This is a genomic window from Lentimicrobium sp. S6, assembly GCF_013166635.1.
GTDB lineage: Bacteria > Bacteroidota > Bacteroidia > Bacteroidales > UBA12170 > UBA12170.
Genome location: NZ_JABKBZ010000005.1, coordinates 75,206 through 97,066, shown reverse-complemented (window position 1 = coordinate 97,066; position 21,861 = coordinate 75,206). Strand labels below are relative to the sequence as shown.

Genomic DNA, 21,861 nt, shown 5'->3' with positions numbered 1-21,861 from the left:
AAATATTGAACTTCAATATGAATTTAGTTTAATAAACTTCCTTTTCTAATCTAGAGTTTCTGTACCAATGATAGATACGAGAAGAAACCAACACATCCATAAGAAAATAGATAAGTATATTTGTCAGTATTAAAGTATTTGAGAAAATCCAAAAAAGACAGATTAAGGAAATTGAAATATACTTTTCATTTAATTATTAATTGAAAAGATAGATACAGAATGTCAATAAAGAAAAGAAATACAATTTATAAGACAGGGCAAACTCACACTTTATCTTTACGATCAAGAATCGATATCTATTTTAATAAAGAGAAAATCTATCCGCTAATTCCGCTAATTTTCACAGATTTAATTTTTAAACAATGTTCAGCAAAGCTGATCTTTGTTTATAATCCGTGTTAATTTGCGATAATCCGCGGACAAAATAAAAGTAAGCCCTGATTTATAAGACTACTACAGCATTCTCTTCGGCCCCTAATCCACTATTGACATACTTATCAGCACTATCATCAGCTATCCATTTTTCACCATCTAGCAAATATTTGTATTGAAATTCAGAACCAGTTGGCAAATCAACAGTCACTTTAAAGGTCCCATTTTTTAATTTTTTCATGCTGATAGCATCAGCCATATTCCAACTATTAAACTCTCCTAATAAATCAACTTGGCTAGCACCCGCAACAGCTTCTTTATCCATAGAGAAAGTTACTTTACATATAGGCTTACTTTTTAAATATTGCTTTTTTAAACTCATAATATTAGTATTTAAATTTACATCACAAAGTTAATCATCATTGATTCAACAACATACAACTCTATTTACTTATTTATATACTATATTAACTGCAAGGTAAATTAAATTGTCACCGAAATACTTTATAAAGAATCCATAAAACATAGTCTCAAAAAGCCTAAGTGCAGCCATATTTATTGAATATATTTTTAATCAGGAACAAAAGAGCTTATAGCAAAACTCACAAGTAGAAAATAGGTAGTATAAGCAAAATACAAAATAGGCATTATAAAAATCAGCCTATTATTTCCTCAAAAAAACAAATTGGATACACCTAAGCAACTCTAAAACAACAGATTTGATATTGCCTTAACACTAAGTCCACTTATCTGAAACAAATCATATTTCAAACCTTATTATCATATAGCTTTTTTAACTATATTTGGATTTGAATTAATCCTGTGCATTAAACAAATCAATTATGAAAAATTTATTATTCCTTATCATTTTGCTATTCTCATTAAACAGCTATTCACAATCACCTGTTTTGTACTTCGATGGGAATGATAATTATGTGGACATTGGTCCCTTAGCTGCTACTAATGCAAGAACCATTGAATTTTGGTTCAATCTTGAATATAGTGTGGATGAATACCTCCAAAATGAAATTATATTAATTGGCACAGAAATACCCGATCCAAATGTTATGGAATGGCATTTATCTTTAACACAAGCCGGAACCACTAATCCACCGGGAACACTGAGATTTGTATATGTAGAGGCGGTTGGCCAAGTTGCTCAAGTATATAGCGATAAAAATGAATGGAATGCCAACCAGTGGTATCACGTGGCCATTGTGATCGATCAAGATCTTGGCATGTGCCTCTTTGTAGATGGAGAACTACAATATGAGAAAGTAGCCGCATTTAATAATCCAATAAATTTTAATGGTGCCAATATAGAAATAGGAAGGCAATTTGGATTTAACCGCTATTTTAATGGAAGGATAGATGACCTCCGCATCTCTAATGAGGCCATCTATTTAGAGAACTTCACTCCTCCTTGTCCAGATTTAATGGCTGATAACAGTACCATAGGATTATGGAATTTCAATAAAAATGATGGATATATTGCAAATGACTCTGGACCAAATAACTTTGATGGGATAATACATGGAGCCACTTGGGATACAGCTATGATATGTCTTAGCACAAACGATAACGAAAATCAGAATATAAAAAAGACTTTGAAGGTTTATCCAAATCCATCTGACCAAATATTTAATCTGACAGATTTTAACTTTGAATTAGAGGATTTAAAAATTTCGATATATAACTCTTATGGTCAACTTATTTTGAAAGATGATATTGAAACAGAGTTGTATCAACTTGATTTAAAAAACAGAGCCCCTGGTATCTATTATTATAGAATACTTAATAATGATAGTATTATTCTATACTCAGGTAAATTAGTCAAGCAATAGAGTAATAATCTATCCCCTTACTCCACAGCCCAAATCCTCAAGTTCAAGTTCATTTCTGTAATAATAGTTTGTATGAGTTCCAGAAGGTTATAGAAATATTCCACATCTGAAAGCTTTAAACCCTTGCCCCAAATGACGGGCTCAAATAGATTTTTATTAAACTTAATAGCACAGTTTACTCTTTGATCTACAAAACTGAAATGAAAATCTAGAGGATGTTTTTCACGAATATTCACCATGGCTTCCATCATTTTGGGAGTTAAAATATAACGAGCCTCCGTTTGGTCGGAGGAATGAACCACGTACATCTTTTCGAAATCGGAGTTTTCGAGCTTTATGAGTTCACCCTTGGAGCTTATCGTCTGCAATTTCTGACCCATCTTACCAAATAACTTCTCGGCCTTATCGGGACCTACAAAAGTCTCCCCAGTTAATTTCTTATTGAAATCTGCATAAAAAAACAATCCTCTAAAGAAATAGCTTTGCTTACTCTGCTGTGCATTCTGAGTCCCCTGTCCGACTTTTATTTCGCTAAATTCAAATCTGGTTTTATCTATATTCCCTTTTACTAAATCGTCTCCTATTGCTCGTTCTCCTTTAGCAAACATTTTGGCTTTATTAAACTCTAACACATTGATATGATCATAGGGATCGTAGTTAAAATCAGGATTGATTAATTTCACCAATTCCTTAACCACAATTTCCTTAAACTGGTGTCTATATTTAAAATACAGAGTCAAGGCCCAAGCCAAAATAATCATAATCACCAGAAAACTAGATACCATTAATGCCCAAACACCAATCTGGTTTCTAACAAAAAAAGGTATCATAAAAAACGGAATGGCTAATACTGTAGCAATGACTAGCTTCTTTTGAATGGCATGTCGGTCCTTTTCCAATTTGGCAAGCTTTGGCTTAAGCTGCTCATTATATAGGGTTTCTATTTTTTGATTTGATGACATAGGCTATTATCTTCAAGTAGATATTATAATTTGAATCAAATTAACAACAAATGACTATCCCAGCATAATCCTGGATAGTCATTGTTCTCTTATTGAATAAACATGTAAATTACATCATTAATTAATCTTTAGTCCAAATACGGGTATTTAAATCCATTTCCTCAATAATGGTTTTGTTGAGATTTAATAGTTGATAGAGTTTATTGAGTTCTTTCATATTCAGTCCCGATTTCCAAATGGAAGGTTCAAAAAGCTCTTTCGAAAACATAATGGCTAAATAGACTTTCTCTCCTATGAAACTTAAATGCATTGGTAATTTGAATACCTCATTAACATGGAGCAAGGATTCCATCAATTTGGGAGTAAGAATATAGCGGGCTTCAATTTGGCTAGTGGAATGCACCAAAAAAGTTTTAGCGAACTCTTTGTTTTCCAATGCTACCATACTACCTTTCCTCCTAGCCTTTTTATTGGAGGAAGTTGGTCTCAAGGTATCAGCCACAGCTTCTAAATCACCTTTTATCACATAGGTTTCTCCTTGGAGCTGTTTATTGAAATCCGCGTGAAAGAAATAGCCTTGAAAAACCCCATTCCATTCGCTTTTGGAGTTTCCATCACCATCGGTATAATTATAAAGGCTTCCGGTCTTTAATTCGGAACTCTCGAACTCAACCTTGCCAACCTTCCCACTAACTTTATCATCTCCATAAAACTCTTCGTAGCTTCTATTAAATAACCCACTATCAATATAAACCTCCTCTGCAACATGTGCTTGGGAATCATATACCCATTTGGAATTAATGGAATGAGCAATTTTCTCGACGATGTCTTTTTTGTACACTACTTTGTAAGTTGGAATCTTCTTATTACCAAAACCAATAATATAAATCCCTAAAAAAACTAGTCCTACAAAAGATAAGATGAGCTTTCCTCCATGTTCTTTGGCTTCTGCTCCTTGGTAGTTTGCGAAGAAATAAACAACCATGATAATAGCACTAAGGAAAAGAAGAATAGCAATGACATAGAAAATCAAAATCGACTTCCTATTAGTTTCGAGATGCTGAAGTTGTTCTCTTAAACCATTTTTCAATAATGCCTCTATACTCATGATTTTAGTCTTTGGTCCAAATACGAGTATTCAGATTCATTTCATGAATAAGAGTTTGAATGAGGTTGAATTGTTCGTTCATTTGTTCCATATCTTCAAAACGTACACCCGATTTGATAATACGAGGCTCAAACAAGTCTTTATTAAAACTCATGGCCACAAAAACTCTGGAACCAATAAAGGAAAAATGAACTCTTTTCTTATACTTATTGTAGATATTCACCATGGCTTCCATCATGGTTGGGGTAAGTACATATCGGGATTCAATTTGGTCAGTACCAAATACTTTAAATATTTTTTCAAACACAGGATTTTCGAGTTTCACCAATTTTGTTTCTCCGCCATCTTTTTCACTAAGGTTATATTTAGTAAAATCTTTTTTGGCATGTTCTGGTAATACAAAAGTTCGTCCTTTTATTTCTTTATTAAAATCGGCGTGGGCAAATAATCCTTTGAATATAGTATGCCATTCTTCTTCGGTTTTTCCATCTTTGGTAGTATAGGTCTTGTATTGGGTATGCAATTCTGAAAATTGAAAATCAGTTTTCTCAATAACTCCAGTCACCAAATCATCACCTTCGTATTTATCGCATGTTGTATTAAATAATTGACTTTTTCTATAATCAGTTTCACTAATTCTACCTTCCGATTCGTATCGCCAATCTGGATTTATCAGTTCTACGATCGCTTTTACAACATCTTGTTTATAAATGATACGATATGCTTTCTTTTGTTTTCCAACAACAAAGAACATATAAAATCCCAAGCCCAATATGGCAGCAATAGCTAAATAAAATACAATAATATAGGTTTCGGCTAATAAGAATGCGGCAGCAAATGAACCAAGCGCTCCAACAATACAGATGATATATTTATATAAAATACTTTTCCGCTGTCCTTCAATAGATTCTAAAGCAGGTTTCAGCTTAGTTTCGTAAAGATTTTGTAATTCTTCAGTAGTTTTCATAATATTGATTTTCTTTAAATGTGTTATTTTTTTGTCTAAATACGGCTCTTATTTTTTAACTATTCTTGTCAAACTTTTTTAACTCGTCCAACAATTTTTCGATTTGTTCCTTATCTTTTCCTTGATAATCTTCGGGTACTTTTTGGTCAAAGGTATCCTCTATTCTGTCTTTCGCATTTTTTATCTGATAAGATAAATCACCAATCCCATCCTTTATCCTTTTGAACACGACGAAATAAAAAAGCAGCGCAAAGCCAATAATAATCCCTCCAACTAGGATATATCCTACCATTGGAGGAAGATTAACGGATTTATTGGAGGAGCTTCCTTCAAGAGAATGGCCTCTTAAGGCATCGAGATCTTCAGTAGTAAGCTGATCTTTATCTGGTGATTTTTGTTTCTTGAGACTGGACGAGTCAGACAAGGTTTGCAAATGCTGAACCAGATCGTCATCAGGTGCCAAAGGAGAGCTTTGACATCCAAAACCAAGAAATAGTATTATCATGGCAAAGCTCAAGCAAAAGACTCTGAGATACTTTATCGATTTCATATTTATATGCATTTAGAAACAAAGCATGGAATTCAGTTTCTGAAATCCATGCTTTACCCTTCATTTCTTAGCTAGCAAATAAATCCTTAGCATTTACGTTTTCACGTTCTACTTCTGGTATTTCGAATACCTTTTTGGTTTGTAATTTCATCATTCCCGCAATGATACTACTTGGGAACATTTGAACACCATTATTGAAATCTGTTACAGATGCATTATAAGCTCTACGTGCTGCAGAAATCTGAGATTCTACTTCATTAAAAGTACGTTGAAGATTGAGGAAATTCTCATTAGATTTCAAATCAGGATAACTTTCAACAGCTACCATAATACCCTTCATGGCTCCAGTAATTTGATTGTCAAAATCTACTTTTTGCTCCGTACTCACATCAGACTTCATAGCTTGGGCACGAAGTTCAGTCACTTTGGTTAATAGTTCCTTTTCATGATTCATAAACTGCTTGACAGTAGCCACCAAGTTCGGAATAAGATCGTATCGCTTTTTCAATTGAACATCCATACCACCAAAAGCATTTTCTACTTCGTTTTTCTTCCTGATTAATCCATTATACATGGACATGACAATCAGTCCTAATAAAACGACAACAACGATAATCACAATAGTCATAGTACTCATAATTCTATATTTTAAAAGATTATATTAAAAATCAAGTTCATCGGCCATATCTAATAAAGCTTCTTTACTTTTACCTGGTGCAGATAAAAGAAGGATATACATATCGTGCTCTTCATAAGGGATAATTAAAGCCTTACCAACGGTTCCATCTGTAGTTAAATCACCAAAGCGCATGGTTTTGCCATCATGTCTAAAGCTCTCAAATTGGGCAAAATCTTCTTGCTCGTCTACCAAATTTTCATCAGAAGTTGCCATCACAGATATGATATTTCCAAAGCCTTGCATATATATGGCTACATGTTGGCCATCTTGTTGCATAACCATCGCCCTAACATAACCCTCTGGATTAAAACCATTTATCACTTTCTGAAATTTATCAAAAGGATAAGTAACAGCAACTATATCATCGTCTTCATACTCTTCCTCTTCCATGCTCATTGACATATCCATACCGCCAAATGCAGCTTGTTGTAACTCATCTAGGTTCTCAAATTCCTTACCTTCTGGAGCTTCAAAAATCTCATCAGAAAGACTTGGGTTCTTTTCAAATTCGATAGCCACTTCATTGGAAATAATTCCCATTATATTAGCTTCAGACTTTAGAGTAATTCCCTTATAAACCCAAATTTCAGAACCCATTACACTCATTTTCTCACAATCATATCCTAAAACCTCCTCAGTTCCTAATTTTTGTCCACCCATGGCTTTCAATAAATCATCAGCCATTTTCTTTTGCTCAGCTTCCGACATGTTTTCTACCATTTGATGACTCGATTTATAATATGGTAAGTTTCCTTCCATATTATCACCCTCAATGTTATCGATAGTCCAAAATCTCTCACCATTCATAATGGTAATTTTATCCACATTGGTTCGGTCTGTTATTCCAAACATTTTCACCTCTGTAACTGATTTCTCATGCTCGTGATATTTATCACCATAATTATCAAAAAATATGGTCTTCGTACCAGTAGTACTACCAGATAACTCAAGAATAATTCTTCCCGATTTAATAGCGAACCTTTTTGCCTGATTCTGAGCTTTTACTTGAAAAGCAAAACATAGAATGATACTTAGTAGAATAAATTTTCTCATTTTTATTTGTTTAAATTTTGTCAAGATATTTGATTAGATCTAATATAATGTTTTGGTGTTTTGTGTTCATGCTTTCCTTCAATAAGGAAAAAATCTTTTGCTCTCTAATGGCCAAGTAGATTCCATCTTTATGAAACGATAATTCTAAGGCATTTAGAGGTTTATCAAATTTTGGCTTAAAAATACGGTTTTTATTTTTTGAACTTTGCTTTTCAACAATTTGTTTCAAATTATTGTAAAAACTTAATATATCCTTCATCTTACCTTCTGATAGGAACGAAGTTGTTTCTTTTGCATTTAAAGTGTAGATATCGAATAATTGATCGAAATCAGAATATCCTGTTACTATTTGATCTGCATTTGGGTTGAAATATGGATTCATCAAATGATTCAGAACCTTTGGAATAGTAACATCAGGGCCAATAATTTTTGGCTTTATGATAATAGGTTCTTGGATAGCTAAAGATTTTTTAAAACTAAAAAAACACCCTTTGAAAACTTTATTTTCTTTATTGGTATTTCTTGTTCTACATTTCACTTTCAAGTTAGAAACTTCCCAGTTTTCTGATTTGAGTAAATCGCTACCCTTATAAAAAAAATCTACCTCATCATATAATAAACTATCAGAGAAAGCATAAACTGAAACATACTGATTCCCAATATACTTTAATAGAGGTTGATTTTTTAGAATCAAATCAAAGTAATACTTCTTCTGATGAAGTTGATTTAAGTCAATAGACAAATACACGAGGAGGCTAATAGAGATACTCAGCGACAATGAAAGCAGAACTACTGCAATTAATAATTGCTTGCTATTGTCTAGTGCCACAACTAAAGCAATGAGTAGAAAGAAAACAAGAATAACCAAACCCAGTATTCCTTTCAGAATACGGGCTTGGTCTGAAGCCAATGTGTTAGTCACATTCGACTCAATATGTGTATTTAAGGGGGATTTCAATTATTATATGATTATATGCGTTAAAACGAATAATTGATTATTTCTTAAGGATTGGTTTTTCCAACTACAACTGTTCCTGAAATTGTATAACTAGAACCAGTACCAGTATATTCAGCTACTACAACATCTATTTCATATTCATTTGTAGAGTTTCTCTTAATAGTTCCACTTTGAGCGTAATAACCTGCTCCATCCATAAAACTACCTGTAATCAATAAGGCAAGGCCATCTTCAGCTTCATAATCTATTGTTCCGGTAACACCTACCGCAGGAACTTCTCCAAAAGTTATGATAAAACTGTCTTCCGAATCATTATCATATGCCCAAAAAACAACCATTTTGTCAGATTCTGAATAGGTAACACTAGAAAAAAGTCTATCAAAAGTAGTTCCATCTACATCTAGATTAATACTGCCATGAATGTCTAAAATTTGGTCGATGATTTCTTCTGCTGTCTCTTCTTCTGTTTTTTTACAAGAAGTACTAATAATGCTTAATCCAATAAATAGGATAAATAAGAGTTTAATGTTTTTCATGATTTTTAATTTTTGATAAAATATTTAAAATTGATATCGACTTTAATTTCATTGTTTCGAATTGTTGATGCAAATGAAAGGGAGAAATTTGAGAAATCACTCATCACAAAGTATGAAACTGAATAAAATCCTTCTTTTTTTTTATTCATACTTTAGTATTAGACAAATCATTTAGTATTGGTTTTCTGATACTTGCGATATTTTCAGATTTGAATTTATTTATTCTCCCAGAAACAGAATGGAGTATCCTTTAAAAACCAAAACATAACCTCATTTGTATGACCTCCAATTTAAATGGCTCACAATCATCATTGGCTGTATCAATATATACCCATATTCCAGTTATAAAAATTATTCAGAACTTAGACTTGGCGTGAGTCGAAATAAATAAAATTATTTCCAGAAAAGAACAAACATGTATCCTTCCAATATTATTTCTTAAAAGCAGACAAATCCAACTTAAGAAACATCAGGACATAAGACACCAGCATATATTATTATAAATTAAGCTAAAAGCCGTGTAAAAAAGGGCAGGATAAAGAATGTATTAAATTATTACTTACTTTTGAGGGAACAAACCCAAACCAATAAAAATCAGCCTAATGAAAGTATTAAGACTAATTAATATTGCTGTACTTCTATTTTTGGGAATTCATTTTTTGGCCGCCCAAAATTTAAAAACCCAAAGAGATGTGGTTTATGGTTTATCCCCTATTTTGTTTAATGGTAAAGTGTATTCCGATTTCTATAACAACCAAGTAAATAATCATCAGTTTCTAGTCGGCAAAACCATGACTACAGGAGACATAAGGATTCAAAATCAATTATTTAGAAACCATAAATTAAACTTAGACATTTACAAACAAAAGGTATTATTAGAGTTTCAAGACCAAAACAAAGCTATCAAACTCATTGAGGTTCCCCTGGAACACCTTAGTGAATTCAGTCTTGAACATAAGCATTTTATAATCAGTAAAATCGATAGTGCAAGCTATAAGATCTATCAAATTATCGGAAACGGAAATCATCAATTCCAGATTTATTGGTTTAAAAAATTAGAAACCACCTCCACAGCCAGTGTATATGACTACCAATTTACCGATGCAAAAAAAGAAATAGTTCTCATTTGTCAAGGAGATATTTCACAAATTGTGAAGAATAAATCACTTATAAAAAATATTAAAGACATCCATCAAAAGAAATTTAAACGATGGTTAAAGGCCAATAGAATTAAAATCCATAAAGCCACAGATTCTGAATTGTATTTAGTCACTCAATATTTGGACCAATTATGAAAAAGCTCATTATACTCATCGGACTGTGGGCTTATTTTCTCCCAATCATCGCCCAAAATAATGAAAAAGTACTGCTGAATATCAAATTGACAGACTCCTCATTCCCTAATTTTATTGAAGAAGTAGAGCAACAAAGCCATTATAAGGTTTTATATCAAGAAGAATGGACTAAAAATATCAAAGTAAACATCACAAATTCTCAGATATCTGTTTTAGATGCTTTCGAAAGTATTTTAAATTCTACCGAATATAAAGCATCTATTTATGAGTCATTTATAGTTATACTTCCTCAACAAGAATTGCTAAGCCAACTTCCTGATTATAATCCTCCTCCCAAGGAAAACATAAGCGAGGAGGTTCAAAAACCAACATCCGCCTTTATGAAAGGTAGAAAAGCTGATAATATTAAAATCACAGTTGGCACATCAAAATATCCTATAGTGGGTAGAAAAGTAAAAATGAGTGGACGAGTAAGGGATGCCCAAACCGATAAAGGAGTAGAAGGAGCAACCATTTATTTTGAAGAACTAAAAAAAGGTGGGATTACAGATGCTCTAGGTTTTTTTGAGATGCAATTACCATCTGGTAAGTATAATGCTAGAATAGAGTGCTTAGGAATGGAGAAAATCAATTGCCAGATACAAGTCATATCCGATGGAAGCTTTCAACTACCTATGCAAAAAGCTAATTACGACATGAAAGAGGTGGTGATTTATGGAGATAGGCAAATGAGTATTCGTGATAAGGACCCTGGATTGGAAAAAGTAAGCGTTAAAAACATCAAAGAACTTCCCATGATGATGGGTGAAAGCGATATCATAAAGGTATCAGAAATGTTACCCGGAATTGTAAGTGTAGGAGAAGGTGCAGCAGGACTGAATGTAAGAGGAGGAAGTTTCGATCAAAATGCCTTTTATTATAATAATATCCCTGTTTATAATACATCTCACATGTTTGGATTCTTCCCAGCATTTAATGCCGATGTGATTAAAGATTTCAGCATTTACAAGGGTTATATTCCCGCTCAATATGGAGGAAAAATCTCTTCCATATTTGATATCAATGCGCGATCCGGAAATAAAAAAAGGTATACTGCTCATGGCGGTATCAGTCCTATCGCAGGTAATTTAACCATAGAAGGCCCTATCAAGAAAGATACGGCCTCATTCCTCATTAGTGGCCGTTCTTCATATTCCGATTGGATTTTGAAACAGGTAAAGGACTATACCATCAGAAATAGCAAAGCTTCATTTTATGATATAACCGCTTCCTTTAACTACGATTTACCCAAAACACAAATCAATGTATTTGGCTATATCAGTCAAGACTATTTTAAGCTTCACGATATCAACACTTATTGGTATTCCAACAAAGGATTATCGGCCAATTTTGGTCATCAGTTTAATTCTAGTCTTAGAGGAGACTTCTCTCTTAGTGGAGCTGAATATCAATTTAAAACCATCGACAATCAGCTAGAAAGCGCTGCTTATGAGCATGAATTCAAAGTGGGGCAATATGATATAAAAGCCGATTTCCATCAAATATTTACCGAGAAAAACAGTCTTGATTTTGGAATAAATGGAGTTTGGTATGGGTTGGAAAGAGGTGATGTATTACCATCAGGTAATCAATCATTACAATCACCTATCCATTTGGGTAATGAGCAAGGCCTTGAAACTGCTTTATATTTATCAGATAAATACCAAATCACTCCTTTATTGGAACTCAATGCTGGATTCAGGTTTTCCGCATACAGTGCTTTTGGTCCTAAAAAAGTATATACCTATTTTGAAAATGGACCAAGAGATGAGAGAAATATTTCGGATTCATTAACTTTCGATAGTGGTAAGGCCATCAAATGGTATTATTTCCCAGAATTCAGAGCTTCTTTAAACTATCAAACCGATGAGTTTGGAAGCATCAAGCTAGGCTTCAACCAAATGCATCAGAATATTTTTATGCTAAATAATACCATTACGGTAGCTCCAAATTCTCAGTGGAAGTTGGCTGATTATCATTTACAACCCAGTCGCTCCTATCAAGTTTCCCTTGGCGTTTTTAGAAACTTTCCTAAAGGAGGATGGGAAGCCAGTGCCGAAGTGTATTATAAAAGCACTAAAAACTATACCGAATTTAAAGATGGAGCCGATTTCCTAAGTAGCCCTTTGGTTGAAACTACTGTTTTACAAGGTGACCAAACCAGTTATGGAATCGAGTTATTAGTGAAAAGAACAGGCAAGAAACTTGGAGGATGGTTGGCATATACCTATTCGCGTTCCATGATACAAGTAGATGGCGGGGAAAAGTGGAACCAAATTAATCAAGGCGACCCTTACCCTAGTAATTTTGATATTCCTCATGTTTTTAATGCCATTATCAATTACCGAATTAGTAAACGAGTAATATTTAGTACTTCCTTAACCTATCAAACTGGTAAGCCTGCTACTTTCCCAACTAGTTATTATTATATAGAAGGCCAACCCTATCTCGACTATTCCAAACGAAACGAATATAGAATTCCAGATTACTTTCGGACCGACATCTCTTTAACTGTAGAAGGAAACTTAAGAAAGAAAAAGCTACTTCACAGCTCATTTATCTTCAGTGTTTATAATCTTACCTCCAGAGAAAATCCCTATTCTGTATATTTCACCAAAGAACAGGGCAGAATCTCAAGCTATCAATATGCTGTGATTGGCGTACCTATCTTTACTGCAACTTGGATATTTAAATTGGGGAACTTCGATGCGGATTAATCAACTTATATATCTAATCTTGTTCATAATTTTGACCTCATGTATCAAAAAATACGATCCCAATTTCAAGGATAATGCCTTACAAAAATATGTGGTACAAGGTACGGTGAACAACCAAGAAGGGTGGCAAGAAATAGATATCTCCATTTCATCAGCATTAACACAACCCGCTTATATTCCTGTTGGAGGTTGCCAAGTAGAAATTATTGATGATGAAAACCAAAAATTTGACATGGAAGAATATGAAAAGGGCAAATATAGAGTTTGGATGAGTCAAGAATACTTGGTTGTGGGTAGAGCTTATAAAACTAGAATTGTTTTACCCAATGAGGATATTTTGGAATCATCATTTGACCAGATGCCTTCTGGACCAGAAATAGAGGGTGTGTTTTTCCAATTAAAAGACTTGCCCACTAGCGAACCCGATGAATGGATAAAAGGAATTCAATATTATACCCATTTAAAAGCAAGCAGCCAACAAAGCCGATTTTATAGATGGCAAATCACCGAGACTTGGGAGTTTCACTCTGCTTACCCCAAAGAGTTTTACTATGATGGGGTGGTCAACCATATCTTTCCACCAGATTATTCCGAATTTTATTGCTGGACCACTAGAGTTGTTGATGAAATATTTACACTTTCTACCCAAAGTTTAAGCGAGAATGAATATTCCAACCTCCCATTACACTATGTAAGTAATACCTCAGAACGATTATCGGTTCTTTATAGTTTTATGCTTAAACAAATTGCGTTGAGTGAGGCTGCCTATCAATACTGGGACCAATTGAGAATCAACAATACCATTGGAGAAGGTCTCTATGCTTCTCAACCCCTAGCTATTAAAGGGAATATCGTAAATACAACAAATCCTCACTTGGAAGTATTAGGATTTTTCCAAGCTAGTTCCGAAACCAGTAAAAGAATATTTACTGAACCTTTAAACGATTTAGAACTGGATTATTCTAATAAATGCTCTCCTGCCTTGATGAGAAAAGGATTGATCGAAATAACACCTAATATGTATCCTGCTTGGCTAATGGAAGATAGAGGGGTTTGGATTCCAGTATTAATGAATGATGAATGCGTAGATTGCACTCTACGAGGTGGTAAAACTGAAAAACCAATTTTCTGGCCATGAAATTGAAATTAATGAAACATATTACTCTTTTATTTTCATCCCGAAAAATGATGAACATTATCCTTTCATTAATTATTCTATTGGGTTTATGGACCTGCATAAAGCCTTATAATCCAGCATTAAAAGCGTCCTCAATAGAAAAATATGTAGTCCAAGGGATGGTGAGTAACCAGGAAGGTTGGCAAGAGGTAAATGTTAGTATCACCTCTTCAGTTAAGGAGCCTCATTTTATTCCTGTCGATTTTTGTGAAGTAAAAATCATTGACGATGAAAACAATATTTTCGATTTAATTAACACTGGGGATGGGACTTACAAAGTCTGGATGACAAGCGATGAATTGGTCATTGGAAGGGGTTATAAAATAAAAGTAACTATCGTAGGTGGTATAGTCTTGGAGTCCGACTACGACTATATTCCAAAAGGTCCAGCTATTGGGGAAGTATATTATGAAGTGGAACAACACCATATTGATTACCCAGAAGGCTGGTTAATGGGAGTCCAGTTTTACACCAATATGACAGGCGAAAATTCTGATAGCAGATACTACCGCTGGAAACTCACAGAAACCTATGAATATCACTCTGTTTATCCTCTTGAGTTTTATTATAATGGAGAAATTCAGCAAGTAAGCCCTCCAGATTCTTCGGAAATGATTTGTTATAGAACAGATTTGGTAGATGAGATTTTCACCTTAAGCACCGAAAGCTTTAGTTCTAACAGTATCAATAAATTCCCTCTTCATTATATTGAAAATACAAGACCCAAATTAGGAATTCTATATAGCCTTCTTATAGAACAAATGGCACTAAGCAGAGCAGCCTACTTTTACTGGGATCAACTCAGGCAAAACAACGAAGAACAAGGTGGCCTTTACGCTACACAACCACTTGCTGTAAAAGGAAATATAAGAAATACAAGTTCACCTGACTTTGAGGTTTTAGGATTTTTTCAAGCCAGTAATATTAGCAAAAAAAGGATATTTGTAGAACCGAAACCTGAATTCGAATTAAACTACTCAGATCGCTGTTATCCAGAGCCATTAAGATTCGGATTTATTGAAATTTCACCCCGCGATTATCCCGCATATTTGCTATCTGAGGATGGATTTCCTTCCACTACTATATTAAATGACGAATGTATTTTTTGCACCATGCGTGGTGGTGTCACACAAAAACCCGAATTTTGGCCAAACTAATGATGATGAAAAACAAAATAACATATCTCCTTGTCGTGATTTCAGGACTACTACTCGCTAATGTGAATGCACAAGGTTTATTGCCAGCCGAAAAAGCAGAAACCTGGACTGATAGAGCTATATATATATCTGGAGAAGAAATCTGTTTCTCTGGTATCCTCAGTATTTCAGATGAAGATGAGTTATTAAGCACAGTTGTTTATGTGGAATTAATCAGCCCAGAAAATCAGAAGATAAACCAAACAAAACTCCCAGTTATCGATCAATCTTATTCCGGAAAATTAATTATTCCTGAGGATGTGTTAAGCGGTTATTATTTCCTAAGAACTTATACAAAATGGATGCGGAATGGAAGTCCTTATGATTACCATTACAATCTTTTAAAGGTAATTAACCCTTTCCAAAAGGAGGTTTTGGACATTAAAGACTCGCTGATAGTTCATGAAACCATATCAAAATTAAAACCCAATGCAGACCTTTTGGTTAGTAAATCTAAATATACAGTCGGTGATCCATTAGTCATTCATTTAGATAAATCGGTGGCTGAATTTAAAAACCCAAGTGTGAGCATGATTCCTGCAGGAAGTCAAGCCTTCAAACTTAACAAAACAAAACCAAAAGTTGAGTATTATTATCAAATGAAATACGAAGCTGAAACAAGAGGATTAAGCTTAAGTGGAAAAATACTCGTGAATGGCCATGTTTCGCCATTTCATCAATTAAATGTTCATATTCTTGGTGAAAAAGATTTTATCTCGGTTTTATGTGATGCCGATGGGCATTTTAACGTAGCATTGGTAGAAGATTTTAATGAAAAGGAGCTTTTTCTTATTGCGGGTTCTAGCGAAGAAGGAAAAGTAGAAATTCAAATCGATCAAGATTTCTGCACTAAAAAAATAAACTTGAATACCCCAAAATTCACAGTTGAAAAAGCAGAAAAGGAAATCCTACTAAAAATGGCTAAACGACAACAAATAGCAAGTATCTATGAAAGCAAACCCATTGTAAAAAATAAAACCAGAAAGAAAAAAGCCTTTTATGGCTCTGTTTTTAAAACCATCGATTTTGATTTTTATGTGCCATTGGATAGCATGTCACAATATTTTACAGACTTGCCAAGTTGGGTGACTATTAAAAAGAAAAAAGGTAAGAGGAGCTTACATTTAATTGGAACTCAAGCAGAATTAAACATTTATCCTTCACTAGTGATGGTGGATTGGGTGCCAGTGGACGAGGCAGATAGAGTCCTAGCCATGAATCCTAAGTTGGTGAAAGAAATTGAAGTTATCAATCAGGCATATGTTCATGGTAACCAAATATATGGTGGGGTAATTCATATTAAAACACGAAAAGGAGATTTTGGCAATATGAGATTTCCTGAGTCGGGTCAATACTTAAACTACTTATTTTACTCCTTTAACATGTCCAACTTACAAACACAACAATCCTTCTCCAATACCATTTATTGGAAAACAGATCTGAAAGATTTCTCGGATATTCATTTGCAGACTCCTTTATTTTCAGGGAAATATCTGATTATGATTCAGGGAATAGATGAAAACGGAGAATACGCTTGGCAAGCACAAGAAATTCAAGTAGGAAATTAAACACAATTAAGGTCTAGATCAAAAAACACCTTGTTTGAACCTAAATAAAACTTAATTCTTTATCACTTTCACTCTAAATATGAACCCATTTGGAGAAATTAACCTTATTATGTAAGCTCCAGTTTGAAAACCTTCCATATCAATAGTTAGATTTTTATTCTGAGTTCTTAGGGCATTAGATATCAATACTTGTCCCGACAATGATACCACTTCGTATTCATTGATTTGCATATTGGGCAGATTAATATTCACCAAATTAGTTATGGGTATTGGGAAGGCTTTTAAATCATTAATAGATTCCATATTTGATATTCCTAATAATTCAGTACAGCCTACCAATGAAAACTCAGCAGCCGAAGCCCACTCATTTCCATTAACTTCAGAATGTGCTACGAGTTTAAAAAACCTTCCATTAATAGATTCCTCAAAGACTACTGTTTGAGGAGCCGCAGAATTTTCAAAACTAGAATTACTCATTTCATGCCATTCATAACCATTATCGCTGATATATAGGGTGTAATCTTTAATTCTACCATTTTCCCCATCCTGTCTCGGTAAATAAGTGAAATTAAAGAGTTGATATGCACTACCAAAATCCACTATCATTTCATGAGGATAAGGGTCCGATCCGCTGCTCCACTCGGTATGCCAAATAGTAGATGGATCGCCATCAATGGACATAGATGCCAACCCAGGATAGTTCTCTTCCTCACTATCCACATAAAAAACCTCCCAATCACCTTTTGGTAATTCTGCTGGATTATCGCAATTTTCAATGGATGAACAAGCCCCAGCCCAAACCATATCAGTTATTGTTTTATTATATTCTTGTCCATCTTTTATTACACTAAGGCTTACGGAATAATATCCTGTATCCCCTAATATCACTTTTGGATTTCTTAAATTTGCATCCTCAATAAATAAAGGTTCTGGTGATATTTCCCAATGCCAGGATGCTCCATCATGATTCATGATACTATGATCATTAAAAAACAGGGTATCCAACATACAATTATAGAATTTCTTTTCTATCCAAGGATTTACCAAAATGGCCATTTCTTCCTGCTCCATTGGAGATTCCCAAACACCTCCACTACCACCAACTCTTAGTTTTGCATCTCTATAAAATGGCATGGCATAATTCACATTCATTCCTGAAGGATATCCAGTGTCGAATTCTGTCCATGTATCTTCATCTTCTCCTCGTTTGAAAACTCTAGCAGCTTGCCCGTTTTCAGCATTGGTAAACAAATAAACAATATCCTGTAGGTTCTCATCCGGCTGAATCACCAAACACTTGGTATAAGTATCCAAATCTCCTGTCCAATCCATCCAAGTATCTCCACCATCTGTTGATCGAAAAACTTGCCCAATATCTTCTGTCCATGTCCCATTACTCAAACATGCATATATCGTGTTTTCATTCATTGGAGAAATGGCAAAATGCGTTTTCCCTCTCCAATAAGAATTACCATAATCGCCACTTGTTAAACTGGGTTTTGATTCCCAAGAATATCCATCATCTGAACTTCTATATAAACCTTGCCCTACAACATCAGCATATATCACATGAGCATTTGAATAACTAATGTCTAAAAACTTTACTCTGCCCCCAAAATCATGAAGCATATCGAAAGTTATACCGCCATCAATGCTTTTCCAAAAAGCATTTCCTTCTCCTAAAAATACCGTTCCATAGTAATTGGGATGGAATACGATATTGCCTCTTCTGCCACCATATTCATCCATATTAGGATACTTACTGAAAATAAAACGCCCTTCAGGTTTTCCTTCAGCAGTTTCCGGAAGAATCCAGCCATTACCCAAATCATTAAAGGCTGCATGTCGGCTTTTACCAGGCATTATCCATCCAGTAGGAGATTCAGCACCTCCCATTCTCAATGACTTATCATTATAAAAATCGGCCATGGCTGTATTTCCATTATGGTACCTTCCTCCAACAATAAGATCCTCATTCCATCCTTGATGAAAGCCCCACATATCTGACCCTATGATTCCATTTGTTCTTGAAAAATAATTATTGGTACTGGTGAAGTTATCGGTTGTAAAAGTCATTCCTCCATCAGTAGCTAGCCATGTGTTACCATCTGACAGCAACTTCATATCCTGAATATCTGGATGTATTTGAAAAGAGCCTGTATATCCACCTATGGCATGAAACTGACCTCCAGAATTTGAAGATTTATATAAAGTTGTTGTTCCCACAAAAATCAAGGATTCATCAATTGGAGATATCTCTAATACTAAATCGAAAAAACCTTGCCCATTATTCATTGGTAATTGGCTGGTATTTCCTTCTGCTAATAAGCTCCAATCTCCAATACTCATGTCAGATTGATATAAATAAGGTGTATTATCAGTGCTTAGCAATATAGCTAATAATAAGTCTGGATTCGCTGGTGATGAAGCTAACAGTCCTCCACTAGCATCATTTATTCCACTTGGAAATTGAGAATCGTAATCAAAGCTCCCACCTGCATCAGTTGATTTTAGAATAGCAAAATTCCAATTATTCCATGATATGGCATAAATGACGTTTGAATCATCAGTCTTAATTTGTACATCATAAACATTAGGACCATAAAACACATTCTCAAAGCTTTCACCTCCATCATTGGAGATAACAATACCATTAGAAGTTCCAAGTATCAGTTTTTCAGGATTATTCGGGTCAATCTCCATATTATTAGTGTGAAAATACTCGTCTTGACCTAATAAAGGAATCCAAGTCAATCCACCATCCACTGTTTTGTGTACTTGGCTTTCAGCACATACATAAACTATCTCTTCATTTTCGGGATCTATACTTAAGGCAGATATCCCACTGCCAAAAACATAATTCAAGCCAATCTGTTCCCATGTTAATCCATTGTCTATGGACTTATTTACAAAACCGGTCTCAGTTCCACAATATAATATTTCGGGATTAGATGCCGAAACATCAAAGCAATACACATTCACTTGCCAAGGACAAGAGGAGGGTGCTGTTGAAGATCCATTCTCGTTTAACCAAAAGGTCTCCTTCGGACCTAAAAAGCTCCAGTTTGAGTTGGTTTTATATGCATGAGTAATTGATGCCACCTGAGTTTCCAAAAGATTCTCTTGATATTTCTTCAAATCAGGAATTTGAATATATCCATCCTCCAAAACAAAAGCCTCTATATTTCTTTTCCAAATTTTAAAATAGCGTAAAATGGGTGATTTCGCTACTTCATTATTTTGCAAATAGTCTGAATATGCTTTTAATACCTCATTATAATTAACAGGCTCCTGATATAACATCTTAGCCCATTCTGGATACTCATCCTGATAAGCAGGCTTATAGGTTTTTATCATTCCTGGATAATCATCATAAATGGTATAATGATCTTGGGCCTTAAGATTAAAACTAATAAGAATAATTAGAACAGCTAAAGAATAATGGATTTGTTTTTTCATATTGCAAACATAACAAAGAAGTTTTATTAGTCTTCACGCTAGATCTAATTTAATTTAAGCCCTTGTGATTTTCAATCACCTTGTTTTCTTAAGAAATCCTAATTAGCATATTATTAACTACCTATGACTAAGTGTTTATAATGTCATTCCCTACTTTTGCTTCACTAAACACATACGCATGAATTCCTATATAAAAGTACAAATTTCAATATATATAAGTATAGTCCTTTTTAGTTTCATTCTAATTACAACAAACGCTATGGCTCAGCCAACAGGGTTTCTTTATTCTAATGAAATCAGTAAAGGCTCTACCATCTATATCATTTCTAATCATGATACTACAATGATTAATAATGAGGTTTATTCCAACTATGAATTAAGTAAGGACAGCATCCCCTATTTCTTCAAGGGAGAGTTTATCACTGCCGATTCTATTCATTATACCTTAATGGATTCTAGCCAATTTATCAACGAGATATCGGCTATAGAAGATGATTGGTTGCTTTTTATTCATGGCGCTGGAAAGACCTTTAATAATGCAGTACATAGAGGTTATGATGTTCAACATTATCAAAAAGTGAATGTAATAGTATTCAGTTGGCCCAGCAGAAATCCTAATATCAGTCCAGGGGAAAACTTAAAAACTATGAGACCCAATGTTTCAAAATCTATGGTTCATTATAAATATATTTTGAGCCTGATGCGAACTTTTAGAAAAGAGAACAAAGGTTTCGAAACGCACTCTTTATCTGCAATTTATCATAGCATTGGCAATCAATACCCTAAGAATTTGGCACTAGAGGATTCTGCATTTGCAAATCAGGAGCCCATTTTTAAGTATAGTATCATCAATGCTGCTGCGGTGGAAGAAAAAAACCATACTCAATGGGTAGAAAATTTCAATCTTCAAGAAAGAATCATCATCAACTCAAATATCAATGATGTAAACCTGAATGGCATTCGTATCTTCACCAAAGAATCTTATCAACTTGGAGAAACAGCATTCTATCCATTGGCAAAAAATGCCACTTATATTAATTTTTCAGATATCGTGAAATTCACACTTCCTCCTGGCGCTGCTCATACTTATTTTATTGGCAAATCTCCAGCTAAATACCCAAGTGTTTATGATTTCTATTATGATATATTCCATGGAATCTCCTCCAATTTTACTCAAATACCTTATATTAAGAAGAGAGCGGATGGTGATGTTTATGATTTTTTAAAAGACCAGTAGCGTAGCTCTCTGAGCTGCGTTAATTAAAGCTTCAAACGAAAGAATACCTGAACTACGATTAAAGATTATAAAGCAACAATTCAGGAGAATAGTGCTCCCCTTTTCCAATAAACCATCCCCAATTCGTTAAATCATATCCAATTT

17 protein-coding genes are annotated in these 21,861 nt (G+C 34.2%); 7 read left to right on the top strand and 10 right to left on the bottom strand.

Going from position 1 to position 21,861, the window contains the following annotated elements; all coding sequences use genetic code 11:
* Positions 1-442 precede the first annotated feature (442 nt).
* A complete protein-coding gene (locus tag HNS40_RS03590; RefSeq protein ID WP_172277750.1) occupies positions 443-754 on the bottom strand; it encodes an isoamylase early set domain-containing protein in 312 nt (103 codons plus the stop codon).
* Positions 755-1,214: 460 nt separating this feature from the next.
* Between HNS40_RS03590 and HNS40_RS03585 the strand changes: the two genes are divergently transcribed.
* Complete coding sequence (locus HNS40_RS03585; protein WP_172277748.1) at positions 1,215-2,216, top strand: LamG-like jellyroll fold domain-containing protein; 1,002 nt, start codon at positions 1,215-1,217, stop codon at positions 2,214-2,216.
* Positions 2,217-2,233: 17 nt separating this feature from the next.
* On the opposite strand, the gene HNS40_RS03580 is transcribed toward HNS40_RS03585, so the two are convergent.
* The 8 genes from HNS40_RS03580 to HNS40_RS03545 all read right to left on the bottom strand — a co-directional run bounded on the left by HNS40_RS03580 (position 2,234) and on the right by HNS40_RS03545 (position 9,029).
* Positions 2,234-3,178: a DUF3137 domain-containing protein gene (locus tag HNS40_RS03580; protein ID WP_172277746.1), complete on the bottom strand. Its 945-nt coding sequence runs from the start codon at positions 3,176-3,178 to the stop codon at positions 2,234-2,236.
* A gap of 121 nt (positions 3,179-3,299) precedes the next feature.
* Positions 3,300-4,286, bottom strand: a complete 987-nt coding sequence (locus HNS40_RS03575) for a DUF3137 domain-containing protein (protein WP_172277745.1) — start codon at positions 4,284-4,286, stop codon at positions 3,300-3,302.
* A 4-nt stretch (positions 4,287-4,290) separates the two neighbouring features.
* Complete coding sequence (locus HNS40_RS03570) at positions 4,291-5,253, bottom strand: DUF3137 domain-containing protein (RefSeq protein ID WP_172277744.1); 963 nt, start codon at positions 5,251-5,253, stop codon at positions 4,291-4,293.
* A gap of 55 nt (positions 5,254-5,308) precedes the next feature.
* Positions 5,309-5,803, bottom strand: a complete 495-nt coding sequence (locus tag HNS40_RS03565) for a hypothetical protein (RefSeq protein ID WP_172277743.1) — start codon at positions 5,801-5,803, stop codon at positions 5,309-5,311.
* A 67-nt stretch (positions 5,804-5,870) separates the two neighbouring features.
* Complete coding sequence (locus HNS40_RS03560; protein WP_253916227.1) at positions 5,871-6,440, bottom strand: LemA family protein; 570 nt, start codon at positions 6,438-6,440, stop codon at positions 5,871-5,873.
* Positions 6,441-6,464: 24 nt separating this feature from the next.
* A complete protein-coding gene (locus HNS40_RS03555) occupies positions 6,465-7,535 on the bottom strand; it encodes a DUF4412 domain-containing protein (RefSeq protein ID WP_172277742.1) in 1,071 nt (356 codons plus the stop codon).
* A gap of 10 nt (positions 7,536-7,545) precedes the next feature.
* Positions 7,546-8,493, bottom strand: coding sequence for a DUF3137 domain-containing protein (locus HNS40_RS03550; protein ID WP_172277741.1), 948 nt, complete (start codon positions 8,491-8,493; stop codon positions 7,546-7,548).
* Between the two features lie 44 nt (positions 8,494-8,537).
* On the bottom strand, positions 8,538-9,029 hold the full coding sequence (locus HNS40_RS03545) for a hypothetical protein (RefSeq protein WP_172277740.1): 492 nt from the start codon (positions 9,027-9,029) through the stop codon (positions 8,538-8,540).
* Positions 9,030-9,631: 602 nt separating this feature from the next.
* On the opposite strand from HNS40_RS03545, the gene HNS40_RS03540 reads away from it, so the two are divergent.
* From HNS40_RS03540 to HNS40_RS03520, 5 genes are read left to right on the top strand one after another with little or no spacing between them, the layout of a single operon-like run.
* Complete coding sequence (locus tag HNS40_RS03540; protein ID WP_172277739.1) at positions 9,632-10,324, top strand: hypothetical protein; 693 nt, start codon at positions 9,632-9,634, stop codon at positions 10,322-10,324.
* The gene (locus HNS40_RS03535; RefSeq protein ID WP_172277737.1) at positions 10,321-13,080 is read left to right on the top strand and encodes a TonB-dependent receptor; all 2,760 of its coding nucleotides are present in this window, start codon (positions 10,321-10,323) and stop codon (positions 13,078-13,080) included. The genes HNS40_RS03540 and HNS40_RS03535 overlap by 4 nt, the downstream gene beginning before the upstream one ends.
* A 19-nt stretch (positions 13,081-13,099) precedes the next feature.
* Positions 13,100-14,218, top strand: a complete 1,119-nt coding sequence (locus tag HNS40_RS03530) for a DUF4249 domain-containing protein (RefSeq protein ID WP_172277735.1) — start codon at positions 13,100-13,102, stop codon at positions 14,216-14,218.
* Between the two features lie 47 nt (positions 14,219-14,265).
* Complete coding sequence (locus HNS40_RS03525; RefSeq protein WP_216664151.1) at positions 14,266-15,414, top strand: DUF4249 domain-containing protein; 1,149 nt, start codon at positions 14,266-14,268, stop codon at positions 15,412-15,414.
* A gap of 5 nt (positions 15,415-15,419) precedes the next feature.
* A complete protein-coding gene (locus tag HNS40_RS03520; RefSeq protein WP_172277713.1) occupies positions 15,420-17,021 on the top strand; it encodes a hypothetical protein in 1,602 nt (533 codons plus the stop codon).
* Positions 17,022-17,072: 51 nt separating this feature from the next.
* Here the strand turns inward: HNS40_RS03520 and HNS40_RS03515 are convergent, their stop codons facing one another.
* Entirely contained in the window at positions 17,073-20,480 is a 3,408-nt protein-coding gene (locus HNS40_RS03515; RefSeq protein ID WP_172277711.1) for a discoidin domain-containing protein, read from the bottom strand.
* A gap of 178 nt (positions 20,481-20,658) precedes the next feature.
* Here HNS40_RS03515 and HNS40_RS03510 point away from each other — a divergent pair, with 178 nt between their 5' ends.
* Positions 20,659-21,717 (top strand): alpha/beta hydrolase, encoded by a 1,059-nt coding sequence (locus tag HNS40_RS03510; RefSeq protein ID WP_172277709.1) that lies wholly within the window; start codon positions 20,659-20,661, stop codon positions 21,715-21,717.
* Positions 21,718-21,861: the final 144 nt, after the last annotated feature.